Genomic DNA, 24,975 nt, shown 5'->3' with positions numbered 1-24,975 from the left:
TCCCTTTCTGATTATAAAATAGACTGAACCGAGGCGCGTTCCGCCGTCCTCCGCCACCCGCCATGACACACAACCTGGCCGGGAACCGGGCTGAATTTTTCCAGCCGGGCCAGCGGAGCAGCCCTCCGTCCAACTCAAACTATAAACCATCCTCTTAGGGGAATGTCAAGAAATTTTTGTATAAAATAAATTTAAAACGGAGAAAAAACTTTTTGATTTGCAGCATTTTTAACATAAAAGTGAGAAGGAAGTGTGGGAAACAGGAAAAGAGGACCTGATCTGACGGTTTTTTCACAAATAGGGCGCGTCAAAAGACAAAACCGCCCCGCCTCGCCCGGGAGGGCGAAACGGGACGGAGATCCTGCGGAGAGAGGGGAACCTCAGGCGCCGTAGACAATGGTCACCGCGTGGCGGCAGGCCTGGATCTCGGCCACCTGGGGGGCGCCGCCGTACTCCCCGTCCAGAGTCCAGGGGGTCTCCTCGGCGCAGGTGATCTTCAGCCGGGAGGTGTGGAAGCCCATCACCCCGGCGGCCTCGTCGGTGGTCTGCTTCATCAGGGCGGTGATGGCCCCCTGGAGCTCCATGGGGTTCCGGGGGGTGCGCACCAGCACCACCTCCAGCAGCCCGTCGTCCAGGGCCACCGAGTCGGCGGGCAGGCCCAGCATGCCCCCCACGGAGACGGTGTTGCTCACCATGCCGAAGATGAACTCCTCCTCCAGCACGCCGCCGTCGTACTCCACCCGGGCCTGGTAGCCCTTCAGATTGCCCAGCCGGGAAATGCCCTCCAGCACGTAGGCCAGGTGGCCGAACATGTTCTTCACCTGCTGGGGGGTGTCGTAGGCCACATCGGTGAAGGCGCCGAAGGCGGCCACATAGACGAAATACCGGTCGTTGAACCGGCCGATGTCCACCGGGCGGGGCACGCCCTCCGCCGCCGCTGCCGCCATGGCCTCGTAGCCCTTGGGCAGCTTCAGGTTGCGGGAGTAGTCGTTGGTGGTGCCGGCGGGGATGTACCCCAGCTCAGGTCGGTGGCTGACCTCCATCAGGCCGGTCACCACCTCGTGGAGGGTGCCGTCGCCGCCGCAGCAGACCAGCCGGTCAAACTCGCCCCCCAGCCATGCGGCGGTGTAGGTGGCGTCCGCCTTGCCCTGGGTGGGGCGGACGGTCACCAGCCATCCGGCCTTGGTGAAGATGTCCAGCACGTCGGCCAGCTTGGCGCGGATCTGGCCCTTTCCGGCGTGGGGGTTGTAGATAAAGAGCAGTTTCTTCATAATTCCTCCGAACAGATAAGACTGGGCGGACCCTCCGGGCTGTGGGGAGGGGGAGCGAAAAGATAGTAAAAGCTGCGGCGGTCCGTGGGGGCCGCCGCATGATGGCAAGGATCTGCATCTGTGAGAAAAACACCGGGCGGATGGAGCGGCGTTCCGACTGCCGGCAGGGGCTGAGATCCCCTGTTCAGGCCGGAGCCTCCGCCCGGAGAGTGAATGGTCCTATTATACCGTATCCTATGGGAAATGCAATCAGACTTTGCCCAGGACGGAAAAATTGTAAACCTCTGCTTGCCTTTTTCCTGAAAAAGTACTAAACTATTGCTTTAACAATCTATTGTGTGCAAGTAAACAGAGGAGGAGTTCCCATGAACCGCAAGGCGCTCTCCGCCGCCTTTCCCGTTACCCTGCCGGTGCTGATGGGCTATCTCTCCATCGGCATCGCCTTCGGGCTGATGCTGGAGCGGGCGGGCTACAATTTTATCTGGGCGTTTTTCATGAGCCTGACCATCTACGCCGGGTCGGGCCAGTACCTGGGGGTGGAGCTGCTGGCCACTGCCGCCGGGCTGGGCACTGTGGCGGTGATGACCCTGCTCATCAACTTCCGGCACCTGGTATACGGGCTGTCCATGCTGGAGAAGTTCCGGGGCATGGGCTGGCGGAAGTTCTATATGATTTTTTCCCTCACAGATGAAACCTATGCCCTGCTGGCGGGGGCGTCCGTGCCTGTGGGCGTGCGGCCCAAGGACTTCTACTTCGCCGTGGCCATTCTGGACCACCTGTACTGGATCGCCGGGTCGGTCATCGGCGGCGTGGCGGGCGGCCTGCTGTCCATTGACATCACCGGCATTGACTTCGCCATGACCGCCCTCTTTGTGGTCATCGCGGTGGACCAGTGGAAGGCGGCCAGGGAGCACCTGCCCGCCTTTCTGGGCGCGGGCTGCACCCTGCTCTTCCTCATCCTGGTGGGGGAGGAGCAGATGCTGCTCCCCGCTCTGGGGGCCATCGTGGTGGCACTGCTCCTCCTCCGGCCCAGGCTGGACAAGGGGCAGAACGCCGCTGGAGAGGAGGCGGGCGTATGACACCGGTGATACATGCCGTACTGGCCATCGCGGTGATGGCCGTGGTCACCTTCCTGACCCGGGCGCTGCCCTTCCTGCTCTTTGACCGGGGCGGCAATCCCCCCAAGCTGGTGCTCTACCTGGGCCGGGTGCTGCCCCCCGCCATCATCGCCATGCTCATCGTCTACTGCCTGCGGGGCCTGCGCAGCGCCAGCCTGTTCACCCCCGCCGGATGGCTGCCCCAGGTCATCGCCGTGGCGGCGGTGATCCTGCTCCACCTGTGGAAGCACAACAACCTGCTCTCCATCTTCGGCGGCACCATTCTCTATATGGTGCTGGTGCAGGTGGTATTCGTGTAATAATAAGAAGAGGCGCTGCCGGATGTCCGGCAGCGCCCCTTTCGTCTTCAGGAGAGCAGGTTGGCCATGACCGCCACCACCGGCAGGGTGACGACCGACAGCAGGGTGGACAGTGTGACCATCTGGGCGGCGGAGCCCACGTCCCGGTTGTACTGCTGGGCCAGGATGCCGCTGGTGCCAGCGGTGGGGGTGCCGGCCAGGATGACCATGGAGCAGTACACCAGGGCGGGCAGGTGGAAGGGCAGGAGCACCAGGGCGGTGATCAGGGGGATAACGATCAGCTTGAGGATGGAGGAGGCGTACAGGTCGGGCCGGCGGAAGGTGCGGCCCAGGTCGGTGGAGGCCATCTGGCCGCCGATGACCACCATGGCCAGGGGGGTGTTCAGGTCGCCCAGGAAGTCCACCGCGTTGCCCACCATGGAGGGCAACCGCAGGCCGCTGAGGAACAGCACCAACCCTACGGCCAGGCCGATGGTGCCCGGGTTGATGAGGGCCTGGCGGACCGAGATCTTCTTCTGCCCGCCCACCAGGATCACCCCGTGGGTCCACTGGAAGAGGTTGAAGGTGACGGTGGCCACCACGGCGAAGATGACCGCGCCCTCCCCCAGCACCGCCTGGAGCAGGGGCATACCCATAAAGCCGTTGTTGGCGTACACGGTGCTGAACCGGAGCACTACCCGGGTATCCTCCGGGCTGGAGCGGAAGAGCAGGGGCACCAGAGAGCAGAACACCACGTAGTAGGCCACGGTGATGAGGAACATGATGCCGATGTTCCGGAGAAGGCCGGGGTCAGGGTCGATCTGCATGGAGCTGATGATGACGCAGGGGATGGCCACATAGAGCAGCAGGTTGGACAGCTGCCCCAGGGTGGAGGGGGAGAGACGGCCCAGCTTGGCCATCACGAAGCCCACCCCCATCAGCAGAAAGAGGGTGACCACCTGTCCCGCCACCACCAGCAGGTTGTTGAGAATATCCCACATTCCAAGGACCTCACATCCAAATCATGATATGATTCCGCGTTTGGCAGATATTATATTATTATAATCCGCTCCGACGGCGGACGCAAGGCCCAGACCTGCCCCAAAGGGCGGACCGGAAAAGAAAACGGGCGGGCGGGGATTTCCCCGCCCGCCCGGATGGGGCAGACGATCGGATGTCAGCCGGCGTTGCCGTTTCCGGCGTCGGCGGCCTTGTCGGCGGTGAGGGTGATCACGCCGTCGGCCTGAGTGGCCTGGATGCCCAGCAGGGTGTTGATGGCGCCCAGGGAGACGTAGTAGTTGCCCTGGTACAGCTCGGCGGCCACGTCCACCGGCTTGCCGTCCACCAGGACGGTGATGGTGCCGGAGGCCTCAAAGGCGGGGACGGTGACGGCGGGCAGGGCGGCGGTGGTGTAAGCGGCGCCGGTGGTGATGACCACCTGGCCCTTTACCCACTCCACGTTGAAGCCGGCGGTGGTGCCCGCAAAGGCGGTGGCGATATCGCGCAGGCGGTAGAAGCCCTGGAGCTCGGCGGCGGAGTACAGCTTGCCGTTGACCACCACGTTGTTGGCCTCGTTCAGATTGATGCTCTTGTTGTAGGGGGTGGCCAGCGCGCCGGAGTTGATCTTCTCAATGTAGGCGGCCCGCTCCGGGTTGTCCAGCTGCAGGTCCACGCCGGTGATCTTCCAGTTGTTGTCCACCACGGGCTCCAGGGGATCGTGCTGGGCCAGATAGGCCACCAGCATGTCCCGCACGGAGGAGGAGGACTCCCACTCCTTCTCGCCGGAGATGATGCCCTCGTTCTTCAGGCCGGTGTACCGGTAGTCGTTGACGCACAGGGTCAGGGTCATGTCGTCGGTGAGGGGCGCTCCCTTGAAGGTCACGTTCTCGATCCGCTGCCCGGCGGGCTTGGACAGGTTGACCTCGTAGTTCAGGCCGCAGAAGTGGTCGTGGAGATAGCCGGCCTTGTCGGGGTTGAAGGAGATGTTGATGTCCCCGGGTTGCCACTGGTTCCAGCACTCGGCGGCCCACTCCATGTAGGCCTTCATCTCCGCGCCGGTCACCTTCACGGTGTAGAGCACGTTGGGGTACTTGTAGATGTCGAACATGTTGCCGTAGTTCAGGTCGCCCTTCTTCAGGTCGCTGGTGTCCTTGAACAGGGCCACGGCGGTCACGTCGGCGCCCGAGTTCTCCAGCTGGACGGTGCCGATCAGGTCGATGACGGCGGTGTCCATGATGCGCCCGGCGGGGATGCCCTTGATCTCGTTGACGGGCTGGAAGTCGGCGGCGGCGTGGCCCAGCACGTTGTCCTGGATGAAGGACACGGTCTTCTCCTGGGCGGTCTTGATGGCGGGCACGCTGCGCAGGCCCTGGTCGGGAGCCACGTCCTTCATGGACACGGTCTCCACGGTGGCGGAGGTGATCTCCTTGTCGGCGTTGAGGGTCAGGTCGTAGCGGACCACCTCGCCGGCGTTGTTCTTGGTCTCGCCCACGGGGATGGTGTCGTTGTTGATGTAGCTGGTGTGGGTGTGGCCCATCTGGAGCACGTCCACCTCGGGGCACTTGGCCAGAATGGTCTTGGCGGCGTCGGCGCCGTCGGTGGAGTACTCGGCCTCCAGACCGGCGTGGGCGCAGACCATGATCACGTCGGCCTTGCTGCCGATCTCCTTGATGCACGCGGCCACGGCGTCGGCCAGAGGCTCAAAGGTCAGGGAGTCCACGCCCTGCTTGGTGCCGTCCCAGCGGGGGATGTTGGGGGTGTCCACGCCGATGATGGCCACCTTCACGCCGCCCCGGTCCACAATGGTGTAGCCCGCGCCGGTGAGGTAGGAGCCGTCGGCGTTCTTGATGTTGGCGGCCAGCACGGGCATGTCCGCCTGGGCGATGATGGACTTGAGCTTGTCCACACCGAAGTTGAACTCATGGTTGCCCAGGGTCCAGGCGTCGTACTTCATGTAGTTCAGGGCCGCCGGGACAGGGTGGTTGGCGGTGTCCTTGGAGTAGAGGTCGTCGGTCATGATGGTGCCCTGGATGGTGTCGCCCACGTCCACCAGAATGGTGTTGGGGTTCTCCGCCCGCACCTGGCTGACGTAGGTGGACACCCGGGCCAGACCGTCCCCGGTGCTCTCCTTCATATCCTCATAGGAGTAGCCCCAGATGTTGCCGTGGGTGTCCGAGGTACCGATGATGGTGATGTGGGTCTCGCCGGTGCCGGCGGCCAGGGCCGCGGGGACCAGGGAGACCAGCAGGGCCGCGGCCAGCAGCCCGGCCAGCAGGGTACGGATGCCGCTTCGTCTCTGTTTCATGTTCATCGCTCCTTCTGTCCGTTGTGTAATTTCAGATCCTGAGATCTGTCCCAACTACATTGTAGATGTTTTATACAAAGCACGCAATAGACAGGTGAGGATTTATATGCAATTTTGCGGCTGGCGGTTGGGCCCGCCGGGCGCGCCGCCCGGGGACTGCCGGACGGCCCGGGGGCCGCACCCTGCCAAATACCGGACAGGCTTTCAAAAATCAGAAGGATAGGGGGGCTTTTCCGCCGGATTTCTCCCCTTTGACCGCTGTTTATCCCCCAATGTCGTTGACAAGGGGAGCGGGGAGTGGCTATACTACCCCTGTAATGAAAGAAAAGAAAGGAAGAATTGCGTTGACCTCCAAGCGTAAAGGCAGGCGGGGATATCTCCGCATCTTTGCCTCTTACTACCGGCCGCACTGGAAGCTCTTTGCCCTGGACATGGTGTGTGCCCTGCTCATCTGTATCGTGGACCTGGCCTTCCCCTACTTCTCCCGGCTGGCCATGAAGGACCTGCTGCCCCAGAAGCTGTTCGCCACCTTCTTCACCGTCATGGCCGTGCTGGCGGCGGCCTATGTACTCAAGGGCGTGTTCTACTACATCGTCACCTACTGGGGCCACCTGCTGGGCGTGCGGATGGAGGCGGACATCCGCCAGGACCTGTTCGGCCACATGCAGGACCTGTCTTTCTCCTTCTACGACAAGAACCGCACCGGCCAGCTCATGAGCCGGGTCACCGGCGACCTCTTTGAGATCACCGAGCTGGCCCACCACGGCCCCGAGGACCTGTTCATCTCCGTGGTCACCCTGGCGGGCGCCTTCATCATCATGCTCACCATCCGGTGGGAGCTGGCCCTGATTGTGTTCGCGGTGGTGCCCCTGTTCGCCCTGTTCACCATCTTCCAGCGCAAGCGGATGATGCGCTGCTCCACCGAGGTGAAGGCCAAGCTGGCGGGCATCAACGGGGAGGTGGAGTCCTCCATCTCCGGCATGCGCACCGCCAAGGCCTTTGCCAACGAGGACGCCGAGAGCGCCAAGTTCGCCGCCGCCAACGACCAGTTCCGCAACGCCAAGCGGGGCTACTACAAGGCCATGGCCACCTACCAGTCCGGCCTGGAGCTGGCCATGGGCATGATGAGCGTGCTGGTGATCGCCTTCGGCGGCATGCTCATCATGCAGGGAAAGATGGACCTGGCCGACCTGACCGCCTTCTCCCTCTACGTCACCACCTTCATCACCCCCATCCGCAAGCTGTCCGCCTTTGTGGAGCAGTTCATGCAGGGCATGGCGGGCTTCAAGCGGTTCGTGGAGCTGATGGACGTGGAGCCCGAGATCCAGGACGCCCCCGACGCCGCCGACCTGACCGACGTGAAGGGGGACATTCTGGTGGACGACGTGACCTTCCGGTATGAGTCCTCCGCCGAGGACGTGCTCTCCCATGTGAACCTCCACGTCCATCCCGGCGAGACGGTGGCGGTGGTGGGCCCCTCCGGCGGCGGCAAGTCCACCCTGTGCCAGCTCATCCCCCGGTTCTACGACGTGACCGAGGGCCGCATCCTGGTGGACGGCCACGACGTGCGCACCCTGAAGCAGCACTCCCTGCGGGAGCACATCGGCATCGTCCAGCAGGACGTGTTCCTCTTCGCGGGCACCATCTACGACAACATCCGCTACGGCCGCCCCGACGCCACCAACGCCGAGATCGTGGCGGCGGCCAAGCTAGCGGAGATCTACGACGACATCATGGACATGCCCGACGGCTTCCAGACTCAGGTGGGCGAGCGGGGCGTCATGCTGTCCGGCGGCCAGAAACAGCGGGTGTCCATCGCCCGCATCTTCCTGAAAAACCCGCCCATTCTCATCCTGGACGAGGCCACCTCCGCCCTGGACTCGGTCACCGAGGACCACATCCAGTCCGCCTTTGACGCCCTGGCGGAGGGACGCACCACCCTGATCATCGCCCACCGGCTGTCCACCATCCGCTCCGCCTCCCGCATCATCGTCATCGACGGCGCGGGCATCAAGGAGGAGGGGACCCACCAGGAGCTCCTGGCGGCCGGCGGGGAGTACGCCCGGCTGTGGAACGCCCAGAGGGGCGGACAGACAGCCTGACTTTTCCACCACGGAGGTATTTTTTGTGCATAAATTCAGACGTTTCGGCCTGATGGCCCTGGTACTCACCCTGCTGCTCCTGACCGGCTGCGGAAAGGAGACCGTCGCCGCCGGCGGCTTTGCCGGCTTGGGCGGACGGGCCCGGGAACTGACAGAAGAGGAGACCGCCGCCGCCCGGGAGATGCTGGAGGCCCAGCTGGGCCTGCTGTCCGGAAAGGTGACGGAGGAGGAGTATAACGCCTGCATGGACTTGATGGAGCAGCTCTGGCCCCTGCGCCAGGAGCGGCTGGCCAAGGACGAGTGGGAGAAATCCACCCAGGAGCAGCGGCTTGTGGACAAACTCAACGGCCTCTATGAGGAGTACACCGGCCGCTACATCGGGGAGGCGGGCTCCTGGGCCCCGCCGGAGGACCTGGAGTCCAGGACCCTGGCCGCCTTTGCCATCACGCCGGACGGAGGCCTCCGGGCCGAGGACGGCGCAGCCGCTGCCGCCGCCGGCCAGAGCGGGTACACCGAGGCGGACTATCAGGCCCTGTGGGAGGAGATGAAGACCATCCTGCCCCGGGACGCCTGGGAGGACTTCACCCGCTTCATCGTGTTCACCGACGGGCCGGACGAGACCCTGGCCTATGTCCAGCAGGCGGACGACGAGGGCACCAAGTGGGAGATCGCCGTGGACCCGGTGGACGCAGGAGACGGCCAGACCTTCACCGAGACGGTGATCCATGAGTACAGCCACTACCTGACGCTCAACGCCCAGCAGGTGAAGTACACCACCCGGCAGACCGCCTCCACCTACAACGAGGCGGGCATGGTGTGCCGGGAGGGGTCCTATCTGGACGACTTCTACCAGCAGTTCTGGACCGGGTACCTGGACGACCGCCTGTCCGACCCGGAGAGCTACAAATTTTTCCTCCGCCATGAGGACGACTTTGTCACCAGCTACGCCGCCACCAATCCCTCGGAGGACATCGCCGAGAGCTTCACCTATTTTGTCCTCCAGGACGAGCCCCGGCCGGGGGACGCGGTGTGGGAGCAGAAGCTGAATTTCTTCTTCGACTACCCCGAGATGGTGTCCATCCGGTCGGATATCCGGGCCTGCCTGGGCCTGTCCTGACAGCAAAGTCCCCTGCAAGCCGCACTGAGCGGATTGCAGGGGACTTTTTTGCCTATCAATACCGGTTCACCCAGCCCGAGATGAGCAGGGTGGGCACCAGCCACATGACCATGAAGATCAGCAGGTTGGCAGGGGAGAGGGAGGCGTAGGACTCCCCGAAGGTGAGGTAGAAGGCCAGCAGCACGCCGATGGCCGAGCCCACGGAGGCCAGGGCCGCGCTGCCCCGAACCGCCTGCCGCAGCCTGCGGCCCCCCACCACCGCCTCGGAGAAGGGGCCCAGCCCCTCCCGGCAGAGGACGGCGCACAGGGTGTCGCTGTGCTCCTGGTCCGGGTCGGACAGCTCGGTCCGCCGGGCCATCTCGGGGAACTCCATCTTCTCCACCGGCAGCTTGAACCGCTGGCGGAGCATGGCGGGAATCAGGTTGAAGTCCCGGGTGCACAGCACCGGGCCGATCTTGTTGCGGATCAGGGCGGTGAGGGCGGGCCGCACCGCGCCGTGGAGGTTGTAGTTCAGGGCGAACAGCCCGGCCAGCTCCCCGTCGATGGCGCAGAACACCGCGTTCTTCACGTTGAGGCCCTGGGGCAGGGCCACCTCCATCAGGTGCATGAAGGCCGCCGAGCCCACCAGGATCTGCTCCCCCCGGATGTCGGCGGACAGGCCGCCCTCGCACCGCTCGAAGGCGGAACAGCGGCGGTAGATGGCCCCCTGGGAGCGGAGCAGGTCGTGAAAGATCTTGTCCAGGCCGCTGCCCGAGTCCCGGATCAGGGTGGCGGTGACGGCCACCACCTTCTCCACGGAGAAATTGCCGAAGATCTTGATGCCGTTGAGGGCCACGGCTCCCGGGGGGAAGAGGTCGGCGTCGGTGAGGAGGATGCCCGCGCCGTTGCCGCCGGCCACGCCGTCCCAGCCCGCGATGGCCGCGCCCACGCCGGACAGGCGGCGGCACAGGCTGTTCCAGGGCATGCCGAAGCACAGCGCCGCCGAAAAGGAGGCGGCCGCCGTCAGGGTGGCGGACAGGCACCAGAGGATGAGCTCAGGCCGCTGCCGGCCCAGGGAGGACAGGATGGAGAAGAGAAACGCGGCGATAAAGAGCAGGGGGGAAGTGATACGGAAGATCCGCTGGGCGCCGTCGGCCCCCTGGATCTGGCTGCCGAAGCCCGCAGGCTCCCCCGACCACTTGGTATAGGCCTCCCGGCCGTTCCACTTGCCCGGGTCCAGGGTGACCAGATAGGGCTCGTGGGCCGAGGCGGCGGTGCGGCAGGCGCTGCGCTGGCCCTGGAGCTTGAGCACCGTGCCCCACATGGTCAGGCCCAGGGCCAGGGCGGACACGGCGCAGTAGGGCAGCTGGCCCTCCCGGCCGCCCAGGGAGATCATGGTGAGGGCGTCGGCCAGGGTGGCAATGCAGGAGAAGGACACCAGGGTGTCCATGCCCATCTGGAGCCGCAGCAGGTGGAACAGCCCCCGCAGCAGCACGTCGATGCCCAGCAGCATGGCCACCCCCAGCATGCCCGCCAGGGTGTACACCTGGAGCTCATAGGAGCTGGAGAGCATGCCGGGCAGAGGCAGGCCGAAGAAGGGGGCCAGGGTCAGGTAGAGCAGGGGCAGGGACAGCAGCAGCACCATGGTGGTGCGCATCCGCAGGAACTTGAGGCCCCGGCCGTACCGCTTGAACAGCTCCGCCGGGGGGATGTCGGGGGCGGGAGGGATGACCCGCCGGGGCGGGCGGATGCGGAAGGGAGGGCGCTCCTCCTCCCGGTCCACGCCGGGGAGATACTGCTCCGCCCGGCGGACCTCCTCGTCGTTCTCGATGCCCTCCTCCTCGAACATGTGGTCGGCGTACTCGTCGGCCTTCCGGCGCAGGGCGTCCAGCTTGGCGGAGAAAAAGGACTTCTCCTCTGCGCTGTCCCCGTCCCCATCGCCGTCGCCGGGCGCTGGGGCGGAGTCGTCCTCTTCCGGCGCCTCCTCCTCCGGCTCTTCCGGTTCTTCCGGCTGGCCGGTCCGGCCGTGCGCCTGGTTCTTGCCGGGGAAGGGGGTCACAGGCTCGTCGTCCCCGTCCTCCTCCGGCTGGGGCGCGGGGCGGAGCCGCCGGCCGGGAAAGCGCACCACGTTGTTGCCCGCCTCCTTCCGCCGGCCTGCCCGGTGCTCCGGGGGCAGGTCCTGCTGGGGAATGACGGGCAGGGGGATGGTGTCGTCGTCCAGGCCGCTCTCACGGCGGTCCCGGTACTCGGCCAAAATCTCCTCCAGGGTGAATTCCGGCGTGGGACCGCCATGTCTATTCAGTTCGTCGTCCCGATCCTTCGGCATAGGGCCTTCGTCCTTTTTCTGGGGTGTGGTTGGGGCAGGGCGGGGTTACAGCCCCCGCTGGCGCACCGCCTCGTACAGCAGAATGGCCGCCGCGGCGCTGGCGTTGAGGGAGTTGAGCCTGCCCTTCATGGGGATGCTGACCTTGAAGTCGCACTGCTGGGACACCAGACGGCCCATGCCGTCCCCCTCGCTGCCGATGATAATGGCGGCGGGGCCCTTCAGGTCGGCGTCGTAGAGGTTGGTGTCCCCGTCGGCGGCGGTGCCGAAGATCCACAGGCCCTCGTCCTTGAGCTCCTTGAGCAGGGCGGTCAGGTTGGGCACCCGGGCCACCGGCACGTAGGACACCGCGCCCGCCGAGGTCTTGGCCACCACGGCGGTGAGCCCGGCGGAGCGCCGCTTGGGGATGATGACCCCGTGGGCTCCGGCGCACTCGGCGGTGCGGATGACCGCGCCCAGGTTGTGGGGGTCGCTCAACTCGTCGCACACCACGATGAGAGGGGGCTCCCCCTTCTCCCGGGCGGCGTTGAGGATGTCGTCCACGGTGGCGTACTCCCGCACGGCGGCTATGGCCACCACCCCCTGGTGGGCGTGGGTACGGCTCATGCCGTCCAGCTTCCGCCGGTCGGCCTCCACCACCACGATGCCCTTGTCCCGGGCCGTGGAGGCGATATGGCCCAGGGTGGCATCGGTCTCACCCCTGGCCAGGAAAATCTTGTCGATGGGCGTACCCGCCCGGAGGGCCTCCATGACCGCGTTGCGGCCCTCGATCATGCCGTCGGCCTCGGCCTCCGGCTCTCTTCTGCGGTCCTTCTGCTCTCGCATGGCATGTCCAGCCTTTCTGTTCAGTCCATAGATAGAGACAGTATAGCACATTCCACTGTAGAGAAAAAGACAAAAATCCCCGCCGGATGAAAAAAACGCCGTCCGTCAGGGGGAAAATTCCCGCCGCGAACCCTACCCTTCATAGAAAGTTTACAGCTTTCCGCCGGGGGCTTCCTTGTAATTCATAGTTGTCTGTGGTAAAATGAAAGACAGTTTCCACTAAGAAATATCCTGATTTTCCGGCCTTTGCCGGTTCGGGATTCTGAGAACAAGGAGGGCAAAGTGTTGAAGCCCGATAACCAGAAACGCAACAACCAAAACGGCGGAGGCCCCAACAACAAGAAAAATCTTGTGGGGCTCATCTCCATCATCCTCTGGGCGCTGATTCTGACGCTGCTGCTCCAGTCCGCCTTCTCCCTCTTCGAGGGGTCGGACCACGTGGAGATCCCCTACTCCACCTTCCGGGAGTGGGTGCGGCAGGACTACGTGGAGAGCGTGGACGTCCAGAGCAACCAGCTGGTCATTGACCTGAAGAACGGCCTGGGCGCGGTCCAGAAGACCAAGGACGGGGACGTGACCATCATCGACCTGACCACCGGGGAGGCCCCGGCGGAGGACTGGACGCCCCCCCAGACCAGTGACAGCCAGAGCACCGGCAATCAGCTGACCCAGCAGGTGGGCGGCCTGGCCCTGCTGACCCAGCAGACGGGCGCCTACACCTCGGCGGTCACCGCACCCCCCTTCAACGACTTCTCCATCATCGACCTGCTGGATGAGCACGGCGTGGAGTACGGCACCGCCGTGGTCAGCAGCAGCACCGTCATCCTCAGCGCCCTGGTGCAGATGGTCCTGCCCTTTATCATCATGGTGGTGGCCATGGTGTTCCTGTTCCGCTTCATGTCCAGCAAGATGGGCGGCGGCGGCCTGGGCGGCGTGGGCAAGGCCAACGCCAAGGTGTACGTGGAGAAAAAGACCGGCGTCACCTTCAAGGATGTGGCCGGCCAGGACGAGGCCAAGGAGAGCCTGGTGGAGATCATCGACTTCCTCCACAACCCCCAGAAGTACACCGAGATCGGCGCCAAGCTGCCCAAGGGCGCCCTGCTGGTGGGCCCGCCGGGCACCGGCAAGACCCTGCTGGCCAAGGCGGTGGCCGGCGAGGCGGGAGTGCCCTTCTTCTCCATCAGCGGCTCCGACTTCGTGGAGATGTTCGTGGGCATGGGCGCGGCCCGGGTCCGGGACCTGTTCAAAGAGGCCGCCAAGATGGCCCCCTGCATCATCTTCATCGACGAGATCGACACCATCGGCAAGTCCCGCGACAACCGCATGGGCGGCAACGACGAGCGGGAGCAGACCCTGAACCAGCTGCTGGCCGAGCTGGACGGCTTTGACCCCGGCAAGGGCATCATCGTCCTGGGCGCCACCAACCGGCCCGAGGTGCTGGACAAGGCCCTGCTGCGGCCGGGCCGCTTCGACCGGCGCATCACCATCGACCGGCCCAACCTGGCCGGCCGCCTGGCCACCCTCCAGGTGCACACCCGGAAGATCAAGCTGGCCGAGGACGTGGACCTGAAGAAGATCGCCCTGGCCACCGCCGGGTGCGTGGGCGCCGACCTGGCCAACCTGGTGAACGAGGCCGCCCTCCGGGCGGTGCGCCACGGCCGGAGGCTGGTGACCCAGGAGGACCTGCTGGCCTCCTTCGAGTTCGTCATCGCCGGCAGCGAGAAGAAAAATTCCGTGCTCACCGAGTTCGAGAAGAAGCTGGTGGCCTACCACGAGGTGGGCCACGCCATGGTGGCCTACAAGCAGAAGAACTCCGAGCCGGTGCAGAAGATCACCATCGTGCCCCACACCCAGGGTGCTCTGGGCTACACCCTCCTCATGCCTGAGGAGGACAAGACCGAGTTGCGCACCCGGGATGAGCTGCTGGCCAAGATCACCGTGTCCATGGGCGGCCGTGCCGCCGAGCAGGTGGTGCTCAACACCATGACCAACGGCGCGTCCCAGGACATCCAGGACGCCACCAGCGTGGCCCGCAGCATGGTCACCCTGTACGGCATGAGCGACCGCTTCGGCATGATGGGCCTGGCCTCCCGCCGCAGCCAGTATCTGGACGGCGGATACGGCATGGACTGCGCCCAGAACACCGCCGCCGACGTGGACGCCGCCGTCCACGACATCCTGGAGGAGTGCTACCGCCAGGCCGTCCAGGTCATCAAGGATAACCGGGAGGACATGGACAAGGTGGTGGCCTACCTGCTGGAGAAGGAGACCATCACCGGCGCGGAGATGATCGCCATCCTGGAGGGCCGGGACCCGTCCCAGGCGGACAATTATGCCGCCATGCTGGAGCGGGAGGAGGCCCGCCGGGCCGCCAAGGAGGTCAAGACCCCCGACGTGATCCCCATGCCCGGGGAGACGGAGGACAGCTCCGCCGGGAACAGCCAGATTCCCCCCGAGGGCAAGCCCCGCTCCGGCGGAGACGGGGAGCTGCCCCACTGATACCGTACGCTTCAGAGGCCGGGCCGTGTGGCCCGGCCTCTCAGCTTATTGAAAAGCCTTCGTACAAAAGCGCTTACCTTGGTTGGGGCGGGGGAGCTCGAAGGGGCAGCCGCCCGCCTCGAATGGAATCGAATGCCCCGCAATGCCTTGCCATGCAAGGCTTGCGGCGAGCAGAGCGAGGACTTTTGTGCCGCTGTGCGGTACAAAAGTAACGGCATTTTTGAAGGCTACTGAAAAAGTCCAGAGACTTTTTCGGCAGCCTGAAAGGCCGGGCCGTGTGGTCCGGCCTCTGTCTGTTCTGGGCGGAACGCAAAAGAGGGCGACGCAGATTCCCTGTTTACCTTCCCGCCCTTTTCATGTACAATAAAGGATACCTGATTGGACAAGCTTTCTCTGGAGGTGATTGCATGGCGGCGAATCTGTTTCTTCCCGGCGGGGTGGTGGCCATGCCCGCCGAGGCGGCGGACCGGCTCATCGCGTCGGGCAGCGGAGACGCGGCCCTGCTCTACCTCTGGCTGCTGCGGAAAAACGGCGCCGCCTCTCTGGAGGAGGCGGGCAATGCCCTCCGCTGGGACGGCGGGCGGCTGACTACCGCCTGGGACGTGCTCTCCGGCAAGGGCCTGGCCCCCGCCATGCCCCAGGCCGCGCCCCAGCCCCAGCAGGAGGAGCCCCCGGAGTACACCGCCGAGGACATCGCCCGGGAGCTGGAGGACCAAAATTCCTCCTTCCCCGCTCTGGTGGGGGAGGTCCAGCGGCGGCTGGGCAAGATCCTGTCCACCGCCGACCTGAAGACCCTCTACACCCTCTACGACTTCCTGGCCCTGCCGGCGGAGGTGATCTGCCTGCTGGTGAGCTGGTGCGTGGAGGAGATGGAGCGGAAATACGGCCCCGGCCGCAAGCCCCGCATGAGCCAGATCCGCAAGGAGGCCTTTGTGTGGCGCCGTCTGGGGGTGGACACCGACCAGGCCGCCGACGCCTACATCAAGCGGCAGGCAGAGCTGCGCACCCGGGAGGGCCAGGTGCTCTCCCTGCTGGGCATCACCGGCCGCCCGGCGGTGGACGGTGAGCGGAAGTATATCGCCGCCTGGACCGACATGGGCTTTGGGGACGAGGCCATCCGCATGGCCTACGAGCGGACGGTGCTGAAAAAGCAGACCATGAGCTGGCCCTATATGAACTCCATCCTCCGGTCCTGGCACCAGAAGGGGCTCCACACCCCCGCGGAGATCGAGACCGGGGACGCGGCGCCTGTGCGACCCCAGGGGACTGTGCCCAACGCTCCCGCCCCTGCCGGGCCGGGTTCCGACCGGGACGCGGGCCATATGACCGACGACATCCAGTGGATGAAGGACTTTCTGGCCCGCCAGAAGTCGGAACAGGGAGGGAACTGAGCCATGGCCTATGAACAGAACGTGCTCCGCCGGGCCACTGAGCGGCTGGAGGACCGGCGCCGCCGCCGGGAGGAACAGCAGAACGCCCGCAGGCGGGAGATCTACGCCGCCATCCCCCGGGTGGCCGAGATCGACCGGCAGCTGCGCCGCACCATCGTGGACATCATCGCCGCCTCCCTCCGGCAGGGCAGCGACCCGGTGCCCGCCATCGGGGCGGTGCGGGACAAGAACCTGGATCTCCAGGCCGAGCGGGGCGAGCTGCTGGTGGCCCACGGCTACCCCGCCGACGCCCTGGACGACAAGCCCGCCTGCCCCAAGTGCAACGACACTGGCTGGCGTGGGGCGGTCATGTGCCAGTGCCTGAAAAACCTGTGCGCCCAGGAGCAGATCAAGGAGCTGTCCAAGCTGCTGGACCTGGGGGAGCAGTCCTTCGACACCTTCTCCCTGGACGTGTACTCCCCCTCCCCCTGGCGGGGCAGCGGCATCTCCCCCCGGGAGAACATGGAGATGGTCTACGAGATCTGCCTCAACTACGCCCAGAAGTTTGGCCGCTTCTACTTCAACAACCTGTTCCTCTCCGGTGCGCCGGGGCTGGGCAAGACCTTCCTGTCCGCCTGCATCGCCCGCACCGTGTCGGAGAACGGGTTCTCCGTGGTGTACGATACGGCGGTGAATATCTTCTCCCGGTTTGAGGACAGAAAGTTCTCCCGGGACGCCGAGGACACCCGGGAGGCCCGGGACGAGACCCGGCGCTACCTGTCCTGCGATCTGCTGATCCTGGACGACCTGGGCAGCGAGATGACCACACCCTTTGTCCAGTCCGCACTGTACACCCTCATCAACAGCCGCCTCACCGCCGACCGGCGGACCGTCATATCCTCCAACCTGTCCATGGAGGACGTGCGGCGGCGGTATGCCCCCCAGATCGCCTCACGGCTGGAAGGGGAATACCGGGTGCTCCCCTTCTTCGGGGAGGACATCCGCCTGCTGCGCAAGCAGAAGAGCTGAGCATGGCCGCGCTCCGGCAGAATTTCTGCCGGAGCGCGTTTTTTGCTGCCTGAGTGGTTGACATGTGTAGACCGATATGGTACATTAGGGTTACAAGAGTAGACCAAAAGGGGGAAATCGTATGGAGCGGGTCAATCTGTCCGCCGGAGAGTGGCGGGTGATGGAGGAGCTCTGGAAAGCGCCGGCCACCCTGATGGAGCTGGTGCGGGCCCTGGGTGAGAGCGCCGGATGGGCCAAGAGCACGGTGTCCACAGTGGTGCGCCGGATGGAGGACAAGGGCCTCATTAAGGCAGAGCAGGCGGGGCGGGCCAAGGTGTTCTACCCCGCCGTGGCCCGGGAGGAGGCCGCCGCGGCGGAGACCGAGTCTCTGCTCTCCCGGGTGTACCACGGCAGCGTGGGCCTCATGGTGAGTACCCTGCTGCAAAACCGCCGCATCTCCAGGGAGGAGCTGAAGGAGCTCCAGGCTCTGCTGGACCAGGGAGAGGAGGAGCAGACATGACGGAAATCCTGGTGACCTCGTCGGTGCTCATCGTGGTCATCGCCCTGCTGCGGCTGGTGCTGCGGGGGAAAATCAGCCAGCGGGTACAGTACGCCCTGTGGCTGCTGGTGGCAGTCCGGCTGCTGGTGCCGGTAAGCCTGGTCAGCAGCCCGGTGAGCGTGATGAACGCGGTGGAGCCGGTGACGGAGACCATCCATATTAGCCGCACAGAGCAGCAGTTCCCCGCCGGGACAGGGCAAATCCAGAACGTCACCGGAGGGAACGCCACGCCCCAGACCGGCACGGTAAATGCGCCGTCCCAGCCCCAGACCGGGGATACAACCCAGATTCAGCCCACGGAGCCGGGCGTTGACCTGGGCGCGGTCCTCCGCTGGGTGCGGCTGGCGGGCGCAGTCGTGGTGGGCGGCTGGTTCCTGTTGAGCAATCTGATGTTCCGGCGCAGGCTGGTGCGCTCTGCCCGGCCTCTGGCCGGTGTGGGCTGTCCCCTGCCGGTGTATGTGTCCGCTGGTGCGCCGTCCCCCTGTCTGTCCGGACTGGTTCGGCCCGGCATCTACCTGACCCCGGACTGCTCCACCGAGGGGCCTGGACTAAAGCACATTCTGGCCCATGAGCTGACCCACCGCCGCCAGGGCGACCAGTTCTGGGCCCTGGTGCGGTGCCTCTGCCTGGCCCTCTACTGGTTCAACCCCCTGGTGTGGCTGGCGGCGGTGCTGTCCCGGCGGGACTGCGAGCTGTCCTGCGACGAGGGGGCCATCAGGCTGCTGGGTGAGGAGGAGCGGACGGCCTACGGCCGCACCCTGCTGTCCCTGGTGACCACCGGGGCCAACCCCACCGAGCTGCTGCGGACGGCCACTACCATGTCCTCGGGGGCCAGAGGGCTGCGGGAGCGGATCGCCCTCATTGCAAAGAAGCCTAGACGGGCGGCGGGGGTGCTGGCGGCAGCCCTGGTCGTTGTGGCGGTGGCGGTGGGGTGTACCTTCACCGGCGCACAGCCCCAGGAGACCCCTGAGCCCTCCCCCACCGGAGACATTCAGAGCCCCAGCCCGTCCCCCACGGAGACGGGGACTCCGGACAACTCCGCCGTGTTGGTGGACGATTTCAGTTATACCGGCATCCACCGGGACGTGACCTACTACCCCGACGCCCCCACCGACGGCTCGGAATTTGACGAGAGCACCGCCCGGGCCTATACCATTGTCCTGGCCCAGCCCGTGACCCAGGGCGAAGGGGGTATCTGGTGCGTGGAGCGGTGGTACGACGACCAGGGGGAGCGGCACTTTGTCCTGCCCGACACCGACCTGCCCGCTGAGGAGTTCTACGCCCAGTGCCAGGCACAGGCTGACGAGACGGGCAGCACCGGCAGTTCCTGGGCCGACCTAGAGAGCCATTGGGTGCTGATAAATTTTGTTGAGGATACGTTCCATGTGAGCGGCTTCAGCGGCAGGGAGAGCAGCGACTACCTGGCCGACCGGGGCGGAAGCCGGGAAACCGGCACCAAGCCTGCCGCCTCCACAGACATTGAGCAGGTGCTGGAGGAATTGCTGCCCGAGGGCAGCACTGCCGTCCTGACGCTGGAGCGGCACAGCGGCGGAGAAAACACGGTCAGGACCGCCACGGCTGACCCGTATTACCTCAATATTAGCCTGGATTGGCAGAATTGGAGTTATGCCGACGCCCCAGCGGAGGAGCCGGAATGTGACGCGGCCATCTACCTCAGCGCGGCCAGCGAACCGGCCGACGCCGTCAGCCGGCCCGCCATCGGCGATGACGGGGACTACCTGAAATTCTACCAGGGCAGCGGACTGGTCCGCCGGCACACCGGCGGCAGGGATATCTGGTACTACGCTCAGTCCGACGGCCAGGAGTACGACGCGGGCGCGCAGGCCCGGGGGTGGTATGACAGCGCCGAATTTGAAGCGGCCCTTGCCTTTGCTGTCACGCCCGAGATGCTGGAGGAGGCAAGAGACAAGTACGATATTCCGCCGGTGGATGACGACCCGGCCCATCAGGACTTTGCCCTGGTGGCCCGGGTGTGGAGCGAGCAGCTGGCGGAGAACCTGCGGAATCTGGAGCCGGACAGCCAGTATGCGGTGCTGGACGCCCAGGTGTACAGCGCGAACCTGCCTGGCCCCGATGACTACTACGCCCCCGAGCCGGGGGTGGGGGACAGCTTTGTCTTTACCCAGGTGCTGGCCATCCGGGTGACCGACCTGGAGCGCACCCCCTATCAGGCGGGCAGCGGCCTCTGGGAGATTGAGGACGGCCCCTATACCGGCTGGTATGGCTGGGGGCTGTTCCGGGGCATGGAGAAGCAGGGGGACAACTGGGTGAGCAACGGAGGCTTCACCGGCTGAACCCGATAAAAAGGCCGTGGCCGCTGCAAGTGCAGCGGCCACGGCCTTGCTGTGTCCCCTCAAAAAATGCCTGGATTTTAAACGTTTATGCGCTCTGTGTGTCCCCAAACAGCTTCTTCAGAAAGGACAGCTTTTTGGTGAAGAGCTTCACCAGCTGGCCCACCAGCAGGGCGGAGACCACGGTGCCCTCCCGGACGCCGTTGAGCTTGTGGAAGGCAAAGAGGGCGATGACCACGGCAATGACCGTGAGGGAGCTGTCCACCAGCACCTTCACATTGCCGAACTGGCCCTTGCTCTTCCGGCTCAGGGCCCGGACAAAGGCCTCGCCGGGGAGCATGATCACGTCGGCCAGCACCTCCAGGGTGATGCCCAGGGCCATGACCACGCAGCCGATGGCCAGATAGAGCACGCTCATGGGATAGGGGCCGCCGTACTGGGTAGGGATGAGGGAGAGAGCCACATCCATACACAGGCTGAAGAGGAGGGTTGCGGGGATCTGGAGGGCCTGCTTCCAGGTAAAGCGCCGCACCAGCAGCGCCTCGCCCACCAGAAAGAGCATATTGAACGCAAAGGTGTACACCCCCATGGTGATGGTCACCGTGTGTCCCGCCACGGTGACAGGGGGCGTGATCAGGCTGAGGACAAAGGGAGTGGAGGAGATGGGGGAGGTGCCCAGTCCGGCCCGGGTGATGAAGGAAATTCCGGTGGCGCACACCAGCACGCCCGCCAGGAACATGAGGTAACGCTTGCAGGTCTCGGTTTTTGACATGATGTCTCGCCTCATTTTTGTCATTTTTGCCCGGGATTGGAAAGGACGCCTGGAAGAGGGGCTCTGGGCCGCAGACGCCCAGAGCCCCTGAATTGGGTTGCGCGTTTGTTCTTACTTCACAAGATAGCCGTAGTCCTTGCGCACGGCCAGGATCAGCTGCCGCAGGTCCTCATACAGGCCGCAGGCGGGGTCGGTGACGTTGTACTCCTTCACCGCGCCGCCCAGACGGACGGTGCACACGCCGGAGCCGTCGCCGTGAGGCAGCCAGCCGTCGTTGGTGCTGTTGTCAAAGTCCTCCCGGCTCCAGAACAGGGTGAACTTGTCCTTATAGGGCCGGCTGTCGTAGGGGCAGAAGATGGCGCAGTTGCCGCACTCGTTGCACATGCCGTCCACGTGGATGATCTGCCGCATCCGCTTGCCGGGCACCGCGATGGCGATGTTGGCCCGGTTGGGGCACACCTCGGTACAGGTCTCGCACACGGTGGAGCAGCCCAGGCAGCGGGTGTCGGGGCAGGTGGTCTCAGTGCGCAGGTCCCCGTGCTTGGACAGGGGCTTGTTGTAGTTGGGGTGGACGTTCTTGTCCACATCCAGGTCGGGGTTCATGCCGGCGATGGCCTGGGCGGCGGCGGTGGCGTCGGCAATGGCCTCCACCACAGTGGCGGGGCCCCGGCGGGCGTCGCCCACGGCGTACACGTTGGCCACGCCGGTGGCCATGGTCTCATTGACCACGGGGCGGCCCTTCTTGTCCAGAGCCACGCCGTTGGCGGCAAACAGGGCGTCGTCCACATGCTCGCCCACGGCGGTGATGACGGTATCGGCGGGCACCTCAACGGTGCGGCCGGTGTCCACCGGGCTGCGGCGGCCGGAGGCGTCCCGGTCCCCCAGCTCCATAACGGAGCAGGTGAGCACGCCGTCCTTCACGCCCACAGGGGCCAGCAGCTCCAGGAACTCCACGCCGTCGTCCATGGCCATGTGGAGCTCTTCCTCGTCGGCGGGCATGTTCCGCTGGTCGCGGCGGTACACCAGACGGACGTTCTCCACGCCGGGGATACGCTTGGCGGCACGGGCGGCGTCCATGGCGGTGTTGCCGCCGCCCACCACCACCACGTTGGCGCCCAGCTTCAGGGTGTCGGGGGCCTTTTTGGCCTGCTCCAGGAAGGCGATAACGTTCATGGCCTGGCCGTACTGGAGGCGGGCGTCGCCCGGCTTCCACGCGCCGGTGGCGAAGATGACGTGGGTGAAGCCCTGGTCGAACAGGCTCTGGGCGGAGGAAATTTCCACGCCGGTCTGGAACTGGGCGCCCATGGCCTTGGCCAGGGCGATGTCGGCGTCAATAGCGTCGTCCCCGATGCGGAAGGCGGGGATCACGTGGCGGACGATGCCGCCCAGGGACTCCTTGCGCTCGAAGACGGTGACGGCCACGCCCTCCCGGGCCAGGAAGAAGGCCGCGGCGATGCCGGCGGGGCCGCCGCCCACAACGGCCACCTTCTTGCCGCTCTGGGGGGCGGCGGGCTTCAGGGTGGGCAGCACCTGGGCCATGGCCTCGGTGGCGCACTTGAGCTTCACGCCCCGGATGTCCACGGCGCTCTCGTAGTAGTTGCGCATGCACTTGTCCCCGCAGTGGTGGGGGCAGATGGTGCCGGTGATGAAGGGCAGGGCGTTGCGGCGGAGGATAATCTCCAGGGCCTCGGCGTACTTGCCCTCACCGGCCCGCATCAGGTAGGCGGGGATGTCCTGGTGGATGGGGCAGCCGGTGCGGCAGCCCGCGTCGAAGCAGTCCACCAGGGGCACCTGCCTGCCGTTCTTCCGGTTGGGCAGGGGCTTAATGGGCTTGCGGTAGTGGGGGTTGACGGGCACGTTGTCGCTCAGGGCGTTGACCTTGGCCACGTCCACGCCGGTGAAGGGGGCGCTGCCGCAGTCCATCAGCAGCTCTCCGATCTGGCTCAGGCGCTGATAGCCGCCGGGCTTGAGGATGGTGGTGGCCATGGTGATGGGCCAGATGCCCGCGTCGAACAGGTCCTTGATGTTGGTGTAGTCGGCGCCGCCGGAGTAGGAGATGCGCAGCTTGCCGTCAAACTCGTTGGAGATGCGGGCGGCCAGGGCAATGGTCAGGGGGAACAGGGACCGGCCCGACATGTACATCTCCTGGCTGGGCAGCTCGCCGGCGGCCACGTCCACGGGGAAGGTGTTGGTCAGCTTCACGCCGAACTCCAGGCCCCGCTCCTTGCACAGGGCGATGAGACGGCGCAGCATGGGCACCGCGTCGGCCCACTGGAGGTCCTCCACAAAGTGGTGGTCGTCAAAGACGATGTAGTCGAAGCCCAGGCTGTCCAGCCGCTTGCGGGCGTACTCGTAGCCCAGCAGGGTGGGGTTGCACTTGATGTAGGTGTTGAGCCCCTTCTCGGTGATGAGGTAGGTGGCGATGCGCTCGATCTCGTCGGGGGGGCAGCCGTGGAGGGTGGACTCGGTGATGGAGCGGGACACCACCGGGGAGATGGCCTTCACATAGGCCTCGTCCACCTTCTGGAACTTGCCCAGATTGGCCAGGGCCCAGTCCATGCACTCGGCCCACACGGCGGAGCCGGAGGCGTCCTTCATGCCCTCGATGTAGGCGTCCACCTTGGGGCTCTTGATGCCCTCCAGGTCGTAGCCCACGGACATGTTGAACACGAAGCCGTCCGGGTCGCCCAGACCCAGCTCCCTGGCCATCAGCTTGCAGGCGAACCAGGCCTTGACGTACTCGGCGTAGGCCTGGGGCACGGTCAGCTCGGTGGACCACTCGCAGTTGTAGCACTCGTCCCCGGCGGTGATGCAGGGCTTGGGCACGCACTTGCTCAGCTCCTCGCCATCCATGACCTGGACGGTCTTCAGCTCAAAGAACCGGCAGCCGGCGGCGTAGGCGGCGATGATATTCTGGGCCAGCTGGGTGTGGGGGCCGGCGGCGGGGCCGTAGGGGGACTCGATCTTCTCGTCGAAGATGGGCAGGGCCTGGCCGTTCTCGTGGCGCACCAGCTTGGACACGCCGAACACGCTGCCCTGCTTCTGGTACTCCTCCAGCACCCAGGTCATCAGCTGGGCAAAGGGAATGGGGCGCATAATGTCGCTCATAGTGAAAACCTCCAGTGATTCACAAAGGCTTATATTACAGTTTGTTGTCGGAGTTGGCTGGAATTCAGTAGGTGCGGTGGTTCAGCTCGCCCCACAGCTTCTTGGACTGCTCCATGGTCCAGGCGTTGATCTTGTCTTCATCGATCCCCACGAACTCCCGGTCCTTGTAGAGCACCTTGCCGTTGATGATGGTGGTGCGGCAGTTCTTGCCCATCATGCCGAAGAGCATGTGGCCGTCGATGTTCTCGTCGGAGAAGGGGGTGAAGGGCTTGTAGTCCATGACGATGACGTCGGCGGCGGCGCCCGGCTTGAGGACGCCCAGGGGCTTCTTGAAGTACTTGGCGCCGATGGCCGCGTTGTTTTTGAAGAGCATGTCCATATCCTCGCACCAGGCCACGTTGGGCAGGCAGGCGTTGTGCCGCTGGATGATGAGGAACACCTTCAGGCTCTCCAGCATGTCGTGGGTGTAGGCGTCGGTGCCCATGCCCACGGTGATGCCCTTGGCCATCATCTGGAGCACCGGGGAGCAGCCCACCGCGTTGCCCATGTTGGACTCGGGGTTGTTGACCACCATGGTGCCCGTCTCCTTGATGATGTCCATCTCGGCGGGGTTGATGTGGATGCAGTGGCCCAGGATGGTGCGCTCGCCCAGGATGCCGTGGTTCAGGAGGCGGTTCACAGGGCGGCAGCCGTAGTTGCGCAGGGAGTCGTACACGTCGTTCATGCCCTCGGCCACGTGGATGTGGAAGCCGGTCATGCCGTCGTTGGCCTCCACCATCTTCTCAAAGGTCTTGTCCGACAGGGTGAACAGGGCGTGGCCGCCGAACATGGCCTTGATCATGTCGTCGTCGGCCTCCTTGGCCCACTTGGCAAAGTCGGCGTTCTCCCGGATGGCCTGGTCGCACTTCTCCTGGCCGTCCCGGTCGGAGACCTCATAGCACAGGCAGGCCCGCATGCCCAGCTCCTGGCACACGTCCTTGATGGCGAACAGGGAGCCGGGGATCTCGCAGAAGGAGGCGTGGTGGTCAAA

The 24,975-nt window shown here is 65.2% G+C and carries 17 protein-coding genes; 9 read left to right on the top strand and 8 right to left on the bottom strand.

What is annotated here, in order from left to right:
• Positions 1–380: 380 nt before the first annotated feature.
• Positions 381–1,271 carry a diacylglycerol kinase family protein gene (locus Q0K23_RS03415; protein ID WP_294517880.1) on the bottom strand — a complete coding sequence of 297 codons (891 nt, stop codon included), beginning with the start codon at positions 1,269–1,271 and terminating at the stop codon, positions 381–383.
• A 365-nt stretch (positions 1,272–1,636) separates the two neighbouring features.
• On the opposite strand from Q0K23_RS03415, the gene Q0K23_RS03410 reads away from it, so the two are divergent.
• Complete coding sequence (locus Q0K23_RS03410; protein WP_294517877.1) at positions 1,637–2,350, top strand: AzlC family ABC transporter permease; 714 nt, start codon at positions 1,637–1,639, stop codon at positions 2,348–2,350.
• Entirely contained in the window at positions 2,347–2,688 is a 342-nt protein-coding gene (locus tag Q0K23_RS03405; RefSeq protein WP_294517875.1) for a branched-chain amino acid transporter permease, read from the top strand. Before Q0K23_RS03410 ends, Q0K23_RS03405 begins: the two co-directional genes overlap by 4 nt.
• 47 nt (positions 2,689–2,735) lie before the next feature.
• On the opposite strand, the gene Q0K23_RS03400 is transcribed toward Q0K23_RS03405, so the two are convergent.
• Both Q0K23_RS03400 and Q0K23_RS03395 read right to left on the bottom strand, forming a co-directional pair.
• Positions 2,736–3,668, bottom strand: coding sequence for an AEC family transporter (locus tag Q0K23_RS03400; RefSeq protein WP_294517873.1), 933 nt, complete (start codon positions 3,666–3,668; stop codon positions 2,736–2,738).
• A gap of 176 nt (positions 3,669–3,844) precedes the next feature.
• Entirely contained in the window at positions 3,845–5,971 is a 2,127-nt protein-coding gene (locus Q0K23_RS03395) for a bifunctional UDP-sugar hydrolase/5'-nucleotidase (protein WP_294517871.1), read from the bottom strand.
• Positions 5,972–6,288: 317 nt separating this feature from the next.
• Here Q0K23_RS03395 and Q0K23_RS03390 point away from each other — a divergent pair, with 317 nt between their 5' ends.
• The gene (locus Q0K23_RS03390) at positions 6,289–8,073 is read left to right on the top strand and encodes an ABC transporter ATP-binding protein (protein ID WP_294517870.1); all 1,785 of its coding nucleotides are present in this window, start codon (positions 6,289–6,291) and stop codon (positions 8,071–8,073) included.
• A gap of 25 nt (positions 8,074–8,098) precedes the next feature.
• Complete coding sequence (locus tag Q0K23_RS03385) at positions 8,099–9,190, top strand: hypothetical protein (protein ID WP_294517869.1); 1,092 nt, start codon at positions 8,099–8,101, stop codon at positions 9,188–9,190.
• 55 nt (positions 9,191–9,245) lie between these two features.
• On the opposite strand, the gene Q0K23_RS03380 is transcribed toward Q0K23_RS03385, so the two are convergent.
• Both Q0K23_RS03380 and rlmB read right to left on the bottom strand, forming a co-directional pair.
• Positions 9,246–11,495 carry a hypothetical protein gene (locus Q0K23_RS03380; RefSeq protein WP_294517868.1) on the bottom strand — a complete coding sequence of 750 codons (2,250 nt, stop codon included), beginning with the start codon at positions 11,493–11,495 and terminating at the stop codon, positions 9,246–9,248.
• 45 nt (positions 11,496–11,540) lie between these two features.
• On the bottom strand, positions 11,541–12,317 hold the full coding sequence (gene rlmB, locus Q0K23_RS03375; RefSeq protein WP_294517866.1) for a 23S rRNA (guanosine(2251)-2'-O)-methyltransferase RlmB: 777 nt from the start codon (positions 12,315–12,317) through the stop codon (positions 11,541–11,543).
• A gap of 285 nt (positions 12,318–12,602) precedes the next feature.
• Here rlmB and ftsH point away from each other — a divergent pair, with 285 nt between their 5' ends.
• The 5 genes from ftsH (at position 12,603) to Q0K23_RS03350 (ending at position 20,068) form a co-directional block, all read left to right on the top strand.
• Complete coding sequence (ftsH, locus tag Q0K23_RS03370) at positions 12,603–14,816, top strand: ATP-dependent zinc metalloprotease FtsH (protein WP_294517865.1); 2,214 nt, start codon at positions 12,603–12,605, stop codon at positions 14,814–14,816.
• Between the two features lie 407 nt (positions 14,817–15,223).
• A complete protein-coding gene (locus Q0K23_RS03365) occupies positions 15,224–16,207 on the top strand; it encodes a DnaD domain protein (protein ID WP_294517864.1) in 984 nt (327 codons plus the stop codon).
• A gap of 3 nt (positions 16,208–16,210) precedes the next feature.
• Entirely contained in the window at positions 16,211–17,215 is a 1,005-nt protein-coding gene (locus Q0K23_RS03360) for an ATP-binding protein (RefSeq protein ID WP_294517862.1), read from the top strand.
• A gap of 121 nt (positions 17,216–17,336) precedes the next feature.
• Positions 17,337–17,714 carry a BlaI/MecI/CopY family transcriptional regulator gene (locus tag Q0K23_RS03355; RefSeq protein ID WP_294517860.1) on the top strand — a complete coding sequence of 126 codons (378 nt, stop codon included), beginning with the start codon at positions 17,337–17,339 and terminating at the stop codon, positions 17,712–17,714.
• Entirely contained in the window at positions 17,711–20,068 is a 2,358-nt protein-coding gene (locus Q0K23_RS03350; protein WP_294517857.1) for a M56 family metallopeptidase, read from the top strand. Before Q0K23_RS03355 ends, Q0K23_RS03350 begins: the two co-directional genes overlap by 4 nt.
• An 85-nt stretch (positions 20,069–20,153) precedes the next feature.
• On the opposite strand, the gene Q0K23_RS03345 is transcribed toward Q0K23_RS03350, so the two are convergent.
• The 3 genes from Q0K23_RS03345 to ssnA form a co-directional block, all read right to left on the bottom strand.
• Positions 20,154–20,837 carry a YitT family protein gene (locus Q0K23_RS03345; protein ID WP_294517855.1) on the bottom strand — a complete coding sequence of 228 codons (684 nt, stop codon included), beginning with the start codon at positions 20,835–20,837 and terminating at the stop codon, positions 20,154–20,156.
• Between the two features lie 111 nt (positions 20,838–20,948).
• The gene (ygfK, locus tag Q0K23_RS03340) at positions 20,949–23,945 is read right to left on the bottom strand and encodes a putative selenate reductase subunit YgfK (protein ID WP_294517853.1); all 2,997 of its coding nucleotides are present in this window, start codon (positions 23,943–23,945) and stop codon (positions 20,949–20,951) included.
• A gap of 64 nt (positions 23,946–24,009) precedes the next feature.
• Positions 24,010–24,975, bottom strand: a 966-nt coding sequence (ssnA, locus tag Q0K23_RS03335; RefSeq protein WP_294517851.1) for a putative aminohydrolase SsnA, incomplete at its 5' end; no start/stop codon positions are given.

Source organism: uncultured Pseudoflavonifractor sp., from assembly GCF_944387275.1.
Lineage (GTDB): Bacteria > Bacillota > Clostridia > Oscillospirales > Oscillospiraceae > Pseudoflavonifractor > Pseudoflavonifractor intestinihominis.
The sequence above is the reverse complement of the archived record's forward strand: the minus strand, read 5'-3'. Positions and strand labels throughout refer to the sequence as shown.

Excerpts from the sequence above, each read along its gene's own strand:
- Q0K23_RS03415 (WP_294517880.1), bottom strand. The coding sequence starts at position 1,271 with ATGAAGAAACTGCTCTTTATCTACAACCCCCACGCCGGAAAGGGCCAG.
- Q0K23_RS03410 (WP_294517877.1), top strand. The coding sequence starts at position 1,637 with ATGAACCGCAAGGCGCTCTCCGCCGCCTTTCCCGTTACCCTGCCGGTG.
- Q0K23_RS03405 (WP_294517875.1), top strand. The coding sequence starts at position 2,347 with ATGACACCGGTGATACATGCCGTACTGGCCATCGCGGTGATGGCCGTG.
- Q0K23_RS03400 (WP_294517873.1), bottom strand. The coding sequence starts at position 3,668 with ATGTGGGATATTCTCAACAACCTGCTGGTGGTGGCGGGACAGGTGGTC.
- Q0K23_RS03395 (WP_294517871.1), bottom strand. The coding sequence starts at position 5,971 with ATGAAACAGAGACGAAGCGGCATCCGTACCCTGCTGGCCGGGCTGCTG.
- Q0K23_RS03390 (WP_294517870.1), top strand. The coding sequence starts at position 6,289 with ATGAAAGAAAAGAAAGGAAGAATTGCGTTGACCTCCAAGCGTAAAGGC.
- Q0K23_RS03380 (WP_294517868.1), bottom strand. The coding sequence starts at position 11,495 with ATGCCGAAGGATCGGGACGACGAACTGAATAGACATGGCGGTCCCACG.
- rlmB (WP_294517866.1), bottom strand. The coding sequence starts at position 12,317 with ATGCGAGAGCAGAAGGACCGCAGAAGAGAGCCGGAGGCCGAGGCCGAC.
- Q0K23_RS03365 (WP_294517864.1), top strand. The coding sequence starts at position 15,224 with ATGGCGGCGAATCTGTTTCTTCCCGGCGGGGTGGTGGCCATGCCCGCC.
- Q0K23_RS03360 (WP_294517862.1), top strand. The coding sequence starts at position 16,211 with ATGGCCTATGAACAGAACGTGCTCCGCCGGGCCACTGAGCGGCTGGAG.
- Q0K23_RS03355 (WP_294517860.1), top strand. The coding sequence starts at position 17,337 with ATGGAGCGGGTCAATCTGTCCGCCGGAGAGTGGCGGGTGATGGAGGAG.
- Q0K23_RS03350 (WP_294517857.1), top strand. The coding sequence starts at position 17,711 with ATGACGGAAATCCTGGTGACCTCGTCGGTGCTCATCGTGGTCATCGCC.
- Q0K23_RS03345 (WP_294517855.1), bottom strand. The coding sequence starts at position 20,837 with ATGTCAAAAACCGAGACCTGCAAGCGTTACCTCATGTTCCTGGCGGGC.
- ygfK (WP_294517853.1), bottom strand. The coding sequence starts at position 23,945 with ATGAGCGACATTATGCGCCCCATTCCCTTTGCCCAGCTGATGACCTGG.